General features: G+C 72.5%; 6 protein-coding genes. 5 read left to right on the top strand and 1 reads right to left on the bottom strand.

Annotated elements, in window-relative coordinates; genetic code table 11:
* Positions 1-28: 28 nt before the first annotated feature.
* Positions 29-1,111 (bottom strand): alpha/beta hydrolase, encoded by a 1,083-nt coding sequence (locus tag ACFXPX_RS17160; RefSeq protein WP_380593753.1) that lies wholly within the window; start codon positions 1,109-1,111, stop codon positions 29-31.
* 361 nt (positions 1,112-1,472) lie between these two features.
* Here ACFXPX_RS17160 and ACFXPX_RS17155 point away from each other — a divergent pair, with 361 nt between their 5' ends.
* The 5 genes from ACFXPX_RS17155 (at position 1,473) to ggt (ending at position 7,431) form a co-directional block, all read left to right on the top strand.
* Positions 1,473-2,492 carry a substrate-binding domain-containing protein gene (locus ACFXPX_RS17155; protein WP_380526901.1) on the top strand — a complete coding sequence of 340 codons (1,020 nt, stop codon included), beginning with the start codon at positions 1,473-1,475 and terminating at the stop codon, positions 2,490-2,492.
* Positions 2,489-3,529 carry an ABC transporter permease gene (locus tag ACFXPX_RS17150; RefSeq protein WP_380641977.1) on the top strand — a complete coding sequence of 347 codons (1,041 nt, stop codon included), beginning with the start codon at positions 2,489-2,491 and terminating at the stop codon, positions 3,527-3,529. The genes ACFXPX_RS17155 and ACFXPX_RS17150 overlap by 4 nt, the downstream gene beginning before the upstream one ends.
* Positions 3,526-4,404 (top strand): ATP-binding cassette domain-containing protein, encoded by an 879-nt coding sequence (locus tag ACFXPX_RS17145; RefSeq protein ID WP_375884899.1) that lies wholly within the window; start codon positions 3,526-3,528, stop codon positions 4,402-4,404. The genes ACFXPX_RS17150 and ACFXPX_RS17145 overlap by 4 nt, the downstream gene beginning before the upstream one ends.
* Positions 4,401-5,507 carry an ROK family glucokinase gene (locus ACFXPX_RS17140; protein ID WP_375884901.1) on the top strand — a complete coding sequence of 369 codons (1,107 nt, stop codon included), beginning with the start codon at positions 4,401-4,403 and terminating at the stop codon, positions 5,505-5,507. Before ACFXPX_RS17145 ends, ACFXPX_RS17140 begins: the two co-directional genes overlap by 4 nt.
* Positions 5,508-5,643: 136 nt before the next feature.
* The gene (gene ggt / locus ACFXPX_RS17135) at positions 5,644-7,431 is read left to right on the top strand and encodes a gamma-glutamyltransferase (protein ID WP_375884904.1); all 1,788 of its coding nucleotides are present in this window, start codon (positions 5,644-5,646) and stop codon (positions 7,429-7,431) included.
* Positions 7,432-7,559: the final 128 nt, after the last annotated feature.

Genomic DNA, 7,559 nt, shown 5'->3' with positions numbered 1-7,559 from the left:
CGGCCGTTCTTCCGGCGGTGCCGGTCGGTCACTGCACCGGGATGACCCCGGTCAGCCACTCGAAGGCGCTCGGGACCATCCGCTTCCACATGTCGGTGGTGTGCGGGCCGGTGCTCTCCTCGACCTGGACCTTGGTCGGCTCCTTGGCCGCGGCGGCGATCGCCTGGCCGTCCTCGTAGCCGTCGCCCTTGGCGCCGCTGACCAGCAGGGCGACCTTCGGCGGCTGCTGGGCGGACTTGAGGATGTTGACCGGGTTGTTCTCGGTGCGCAGCTTCGGGTCCTTGCCGACCAGCGAGTCGCCCTCGGTGGCCGGGTCGTTGTAGCCGGACATCGCGATGGCGGCGCGGTAGCGGTTGGGGTGGGCGAGTGCGAGCTTGGCCGCGCAGTGGGCGCCGGCCGAGTAGCCGGCGATCGCCCAGCGGTCCGAGGACGGGTCGGCGCGGAAGTTGTCCATCACCATCTGCGGGACGTCGCGGGTGATCCAGGCGTCCGCGTTGATCTTGCCGGGGATGTCGGTGCAGCCGGCGTCCTGGTGGCTGCCCAGCAGCAGGGTGCGCGGCGAGACCAGGATGAAGGGCGCGACCTTGCCCTGCTGCATCAGCGGCTTGAGCTGCTCGGAGACCTTGAGGGTGCCGTACCAGGTGGAGGAGGAGCCCGGGTAGCCGGGGATCAGCTCGACGACCGGGAACTTCTTGTCCTTGAACGCCGGGTCGTTGTACTGCGGCGGCAGCCAGACCAGCACCTCGCCGTCGACCCCGGAGACCTGGCCCTTGAGCTCGGTCTTCTGGACGTCGCCGGGTACCGCCGGGTCGTTCACGCCGCCGAACTTCTGCAGCACCTTCGGCGGCTGCTTGGCGGCGTCGCCGGAGCCGTCCTTGCCGTTGCCGGCCGGGTCCACCGGCGCCACCGAGGGCACCGCGCGGACGTGGTCACCGGTGCCGAGCAGGTCGTCCCAGTTGCCGTAGATCAGGTTCGCGTTGTTGACCATCACGAAGACCATCAGCACGGCGGTGACCTGGCAGAACATGATCATGACGATCCGGGACAGGGTGCGCACCGGCTGGGGGCCGCGCACCTTCCCCCAGAAGAGCAGCGCCACTGTGATGGACACCGGCACCAGGATGACGGTGAGGATGAGGAATGGCGTACCTGTCAGTTCCATCGCGTTCTCGTATCCGGGTCGCTCGCCGCCCGGGCCCCACTCGCCCGGACGCACGTCAATGGCATCAGACGGCAACCAGCGGATGATCGGTTGCTGTCCGAATCTGTGCGGAACCTGAGAGGAACATCACGTTTCAGAGTTGTTCCCGCTTCGGGTTGGCGCCTAGTCTGTCACCCGGACGGCGGTGCTCCGGACCAGATGTTCAGCGAACTTCCAGGAAGGTCCCCCGGGGCACCTTACCTGGCGCGCCGTTCGCACCGCCGGGCGAGGCGGTGCGATCCCGCGCGGCCGGGCCAGAGAGACTATGGGGATGAGCACAACCCGCTTTCGCCCGTCCCGCCGCTTCTGGCCCGTGTGCGCCGTCCTGGCCCTCGCGGTCACCGCGGCCGGTTGCAGCAGTACCGGAGGCAGACGCGCCGAGGAGGCCCGCGCCAAGGCCGCGGCCGCCGGTGGCAGCGCCGTCACCACCCCGCGCTGGAAGGTCGCCATGGTGACCCACGCCGGCGCCGGCGACGCCTTCTGGGACAGCGTGCGCAAGGGCGCCGAGCAGGCCGCCGCCAAGGACAACATCACCTTCCTGTACTCCAACGACGCGCAGACCCAGAACCAGGTCCAGCTCGTCCAGGCCGCCATCGACCAGAAGGTCGACGGCCTGCTGGTCACCCTCGCCAAGGGCGACGCGATGGCCGGCGTCCTCGGCAAGGCCAAGGCGGCCGGCATCCCGGTCATCACGATCAACTCCGGTCAGGAGTTCTCCGCGAAGTTCGGCGCGCTCACCCACATCGGCCAGGACGAGTCCTCGGCCGGCCAGGCGGCCGGCGCCGAGCTGGCCTCGCGCGGCCGCAAGAACGTGCTGTGCGTGATCCACGAGCAGGGCAACGTCGGCCAGGAGCAGCGCTGCTCCGGCGCCCAGTCCAAGGCCGGCGGCGGCTTCCAGGTGCTGTACGTCAACGGCGTCGACATGCCCGACGCCCGGGCGTCGGTCTCCGCCAAGCTCCAGGCCGACCCTTCCATCGACACCGTGCTCACCCTGTCCGGCCCGATGGCCGCCACCGGACTGCAGGCCGTCCAGGACGCCCACCGCGGCGTGGAGCTGGACACCTTCGACCTGGGACCGCAGGTGGTCGCGGGGCTCAAGTCCGGCAGCGTCGGCTTCGCCGTCGACCAGCAGCCCTACCTCCAGGGCTACGAGGGCGTCGACCTGCTCTGGCTGTACCGGTCCAACCTGGACATGCTCGGCGGCGGCAAGCCCGTCGCGACCGGCCCGCAGATCCTGACCAAGGACGACGCCGACGCGCTCGCCGAGTACGTCGCGAGGGGGACCAGGTGAGCGGTTACACCACCCCGGACCTGCTCGTCCAGGACCGTCCGGCCGCCCTGCGGCGCCTCCTCGCCCGCCCGGAGCTGGGCTCGCTGATCGCGGCCGTCGCGGTGTTCACGGTCTTCGCCGCCGTCGCCGAACCGTTCCTGCGGGTCTCCTCGCTGGGCACCGTGCTCTACGCGGCCTCCACCATCGGGATCATGGCCGTGCCGGTCTCGCTGCTGATGATCGGCGGCGAGTTCGACCTGTCGGCCGGCGTGCTGGTCACCACCGCCGCGCTGACCTCCTCGATGGTGTCCTACCAGTTCACCGCCGTCACCTGGGTCGGCGTGCTGGTCTCGCTGGCCACCACGCTGGCGATCGGCGGGTTCAACGGCTGGATGCTCGGCCGCACCAGGCTGCCCAGCTTCATCGTCACCCTCGGCACCTTCCTGATGCTGACCGGCGCCAACCTGGGCGTCACCAAGGCGATCTCCGGGACGGTCTCCACCAAGTCGATCGCCGACATGCAGGGCTTCGAGAGCTGCCGGTGGCTGTTCGCCTCCGAGGTGAACATCGGCGGACTGACGGTCAAGGCCACCGTCTGGTGGTGGCTCGGCCTGCTGGTGGTCGGCAGCTGGGTGCTGCTGCGCACCCGCTTCGGCAACTGGATCTTCGCCGTCGGCGGCGACGCGGCGGCCGCCCGCGCGGTCGGCGTGCCGGTCGCCCGGACCAAGACGCTGCTCTACCTGGGCGTCGGCTTCGGCGCCTGGGTGCTCGGGCAGCACCTGCTGTTCTCCTTCGACACCGTGCAGTCCGGCGAGGGCGTCGGCAACGAACTGATCTACATCGTCGCGGCGGTGATCGGCGGCTGCCTGATCACCGGCGGCTACGGCTCGGTGGCCGGCTCCGCGCTCGGCGCGCTGATCTTCGGCATGGCCAGCAAGGGGATCATCTACGCCCAGTGGAACCCGGACTGGTTCAAGTTCTTCCTCGGCGCGATGCTGCTGCTGGCCGCGCTGCTCAACGCCTACGTCAAGCGCCGGGCGGAACGGGGTCCGCGATGAACGACCAGCTCGGCTCCGGCACGGAGCGCCCGGTGGCCACCGAACCGGCGGGCACCGAACTGCTCGCGCTGGAGGGCGTCGGCAAGACCTACGGGACGGTCCGCGCGCTGCAGGACGTCTCGCTGACCCTGCGGGCCGGCGAGATCAGCTGCGTGCTCGGCGACAACGGGGCCGGCAAGTCCACCCTGATCAAGATCATCGCGGGGCTGCACCGGCACGACGAGGGCCGCTACACCGTCGGCGGCGAGGAGGTCCGGCTGGACTCCCCGCGCCAGGCGCTGGACCGCGGCATCGCCACCGTCTACCAGGACCTCGCCGTCGTCCCGCTGATGCCGGTGTGGCGCAACTTCTTCCTCGGCTCCGAGCGGGGCACCCGCCGCTGGGGCGGCCTGCGGCTGGACGCCGAGGGCATGCGCGCCACCACCCGCGAGGCGCTCGCCCGGATGGGCATCGACCTGCACGACGTCGACCGGCCGATCGGCACCCTGTCCGGCGGCCAGCGCCAGTGCGTGGCGATCGCCCGGGCCGTGCACTTCGGCGCCAAGGTGCTCATCCTGGACGAGCCGACCGCCGCGCTCGGCGTCAAGCAGTCCGGGGTGGTCCTCAAGTACGTCACCGCGGCCCGCGACGCCGGGCTCGGGGTCGTCCTGATCACCCACAACCCGCACCACGCCTACCTGGTGGGCGATCACTTCACCCTGCTGAAACGGGGGCGGACGGCCGGCAGCCACCCGCGTGCCGAGATCGGCCTCGAACAGCTCACCACCGAGATGGCCGGCGGCTCCGACCTCGCCGAACTCTCGCACGAGCTGGCCCGGCCGTCGGCCCCCGGTCCCACCGAACCCGACTCTCGTGAGGAGCGTCCGCAGCCGTGACCAGCCCCCATGGCAGCACTCGGCCGGCCGTCCTGCCCACCCTGCTCGGCCTCGGCCCGCGCGCCGAGCGCCGCCGCCGCGCCCTGCCCGCGGGCATACTGCGGCTGCCCACCATCGGCGTCGACATCGGCGGCACCAAGGTGGTCGCCGGGGTCGTCGACGGCGAGGGGAAGGTGCTGGAGAAGCTGCGCACCGACACCCCGCACAAGAGCAAGAGCGCCAAGGTCGTCGAGGACGTGATCGTCGAGCTGGTGCTCCAGCTCTCCGACCGGCACGACGTCCACGCGGTCGGCATCGGCGCGGCCGGCTGGGTCGACGCCGAGCGCTCCCGGGTGCTCTTCGCCCCGCACCTCAACTGGCGCAACGAGCCGCTCCAGCAGGCGCTCAGCGAGCGGCTGCGGTTCCCGGTGATCGTGGAGAACGACGCCAACGCGGCCGCCTGGGCCGAGTGGCGCTTCGGCGCCGGGCGCGGCGAGGACCACATGGTGATGCTCACCCTGGGCACCGGCATCGGCGGCGCGGTCGTCCGGGACGGCTACGTCGACCGCGGGAAGTACGGCCTGGCGGGCGAGTTCGGGCACATGCAGGTGGTGCCCGGCGGCCACCGCTGCCCGTGCGGCAACCGCGGCTGCTGGGAGCAGTACTCCTCCGGCAACGCCCTGGTGCGGGACGCCCGGGAACTGGTCGCGGAGGAGTCCCCGGTGGTGCAGCAGCTGCTCGCCCGGGCCGGCGGCACCGTCGAGGGCATCACCGGACCGCTGGTCACCGAGGCCGCCCGGGAGGGCGACCCGACCGCCGTCGAGCTGCTCTACGAGGTCGGCACCTGGCTCGGGGTCGGCATCGCCAACCTGGCGGCCGGCCTCGACCCGGGGCGCTTCGTCATCGGCGGCGGCGTCTCCGAGGCCGGCGACCTGCTGCTCGGCCCGGCCAGGGACACCTTCCGCCGCACCCTCACCGGCCGCGGCTTCCGGCCCGAGGCCAGCATCGTGCACGCGGCGCTCGGCAACGAGGCCGGGCTGGTCGGCGCCGCCGACCTGGCGCGGCAGGTCGCACGGCGGTTCCGCACCATCAAACGGCGCCGGGTGGAGCGCAGCGCGCCGTAGCGGGGCCAGGGGCGGCGGGGAACAGGGCGTCCCCTCCGTCCCTCCTGTCAACTACCCGTTGGTAGCCGTGCGGTGTGGTTGTCGGATTCATGTCTCCTGTGGAACAACTGACGTGACGTCGACTCAGGAGGACCGGATGAGGGCCCTGACCCGCCTAGCGCCATCACTGCTGATCGCCACCGCACTGGTCTGGGCCACCACCGGCCCCGCCGGCGCCGCGGCGCCACCGCCCAAGGCGCCCGAGGCGGTGGGCTGGGGCGGGGCGGTGGCCTCGGTGGACGCCGACGCCACCGCCGCCGGCATCGAGGTGCTGCGCAAGGGCGGGAACGCGGTGGACGCGGCCGTCGCCGCCGCGGCCGCGCTCGGCGTGACCGAGCCCTACTCCTCCGGGATCGGCGGCGGCGGGTACTTCGTCTACTACGACCACGCCACCGGCACGGTGCACACCGTCGACGGCCGCGAGACGGCCGGCCGCACCGCCGACACCGGACTGTTCCTGGAGGGCGGCAAGCCGCTCGCCTTCGCCGACGCCGTCACCAGCGGACTGTCCGTCGGCGTCCCCGGCACCCCGGCCACCTGGGACTCCGCACTGCGCCAGTGGGGCACCCGCTCGCTCGCGCAGAACCTCGAACCCGCCGAGCGGATCGCCGAGAACGGCTTCGTCGTCGACGACACCTTCCGCGGCCAGACCTCCGACAACTACAGCCGCTTCAAGGACTTCCCGGCCACCGCCAAGATCTTCCTGCCGAACGGCAAGCTCCCCGAGGTCGGTTCCGTCCTGCGCAACCCCGACCTCGCCGCGACCTACAGGCTGCTCGCCAAGGACGGCGTGAAGGCCTTCTACCAGGGCGCGTTGGCACAGGACATCGCCGACACCGTGCAGCACCCGCCGGTCGACCCGGCCTCCGGCCGCAACGCCCGCCCCGGGAAGGTCGACGCCGCCGACCTGGCCGCCTACCAGGCCCGCCGCCAGGCGCCCACCCACGTCGCCTACCGCGACTACGACGTCTACTCGATGGCCCCGTCCAGCTCCGGCGGCACCACCGTCGGCGAGGCGCTGCACATCCTGGAGGACGGCGACCTCTCCGGCTCCAGCAGCACGCAGTACTACCACCACTTCCTGGAGGCCTCGCGGATCGCCTTCGCCGACCGCAACCGCTGGGTCGGCGACCCGGCCTTCGGCGACGTCCCGACCCGGCAGCTGCTCTCCGAGCGCTACGCCGCCTCCCGGGCCTGCCTGATCAGCCCGGACCACGCGCTCACCAGCCCGCTCGCCCCCGGCGACCCGTACCACCCGGCCGACTGCGCGGACACCGGGCAGGCCCTCCCCGAGCCGTACGAGGGCCCCAACACCACCCACCTGACGGTGGCGGACCGCTGGGGCAACATCGTCTCCTACACCCTCACCATCGAGCAGACCGGCGGCAGCGGCATCACCGTCCCCGGCCGGGGCTTCCTGCTCAACAACGAGCTGACCGACTTCGACTTCGTCCCGCTCGCCGCCGGCGTCCCCGACCCCAACCTGCCCGGACCGGGCAAGCGGCCGCGGTCCTCGATGTCCCCGACCATCGTGCTGCGCGACGGCGAGCCGCTGCTCGCCACCGGCAGCCCGGGCGGCGCGACCATCATCACCACCACCCTCCAGGTGCTGCTCGGCCGCCTCGACCGGGGCCTGAGCCTGGAGCAGGCGATCGCCGCGCCGCGCGCCAGCCAGCGCAACAGCGCCGTCACCCAGGCCGAGCCCGGCTTCCTGGCGCTGCCGGAGCGGTCCGCGCTGGAGGCCCTCGGGCACCGGTTCGCCGACGGCGGCGAGATCGGCGCCGCCACCGGCGTGGAGCGGCTGCCGGACGGCCGCTGGGTGGCCGCCGCCGAGCCGGTGCGACGCGGCGGCGGCTCGGCCGCGGTGGTCCGCCCCGCGGGCTGACCGCCCGGCCGCGGCGCGGTGCCGGCCGTCGAGCGCCGGGCCGCGGCGCCGGTCGGGCCGGGTTGTCGGTGCCGGGCGGTATGTTCGGGGTGGGTCTCCCCGTGGGGCCCACCCCCGTCCGTACCGAC

Source organism: Kitasatospora sp. NPDC059146 (assembly GCF_042786665.1).
Taxonomy (GTDB): Bacteria; Actinomycetota; Actinomycetes; order Streptomycetales; family Streptomycetaceae; genus Kitasatospora.
Note: the sequence above shows the minus strand (reverse complement) of the source record. Positions and strands in the feature narration are given on the sequence as shown.

What these genes read in the sequence shown, in the direction of transcription:
- ACFXPX_RS17155 (WP_380526901.1), top strand. Translation starts at nt 1,473, where the DNA reads ATGAGCACAACCCGCTTTCGCCCGTCCCGCCGCTTCTGGCCCGTGTGC.
- ACFXPX_RS17145 (WP_375884899.1), top strand. Translation starts at nt 3,526, where the DNA reads ATGAACGACCAGCTCGGCTCCGGCACGGAGCGCCCGGTGGCCACCGAA.
- ggt (WP_375884904.1), top strand. Translation starts at nt 5,644, where the DNA reads ATGAGGGCCCTGACCCGCCTAGCGCCATCACTGCTGATCGCCACCGCA.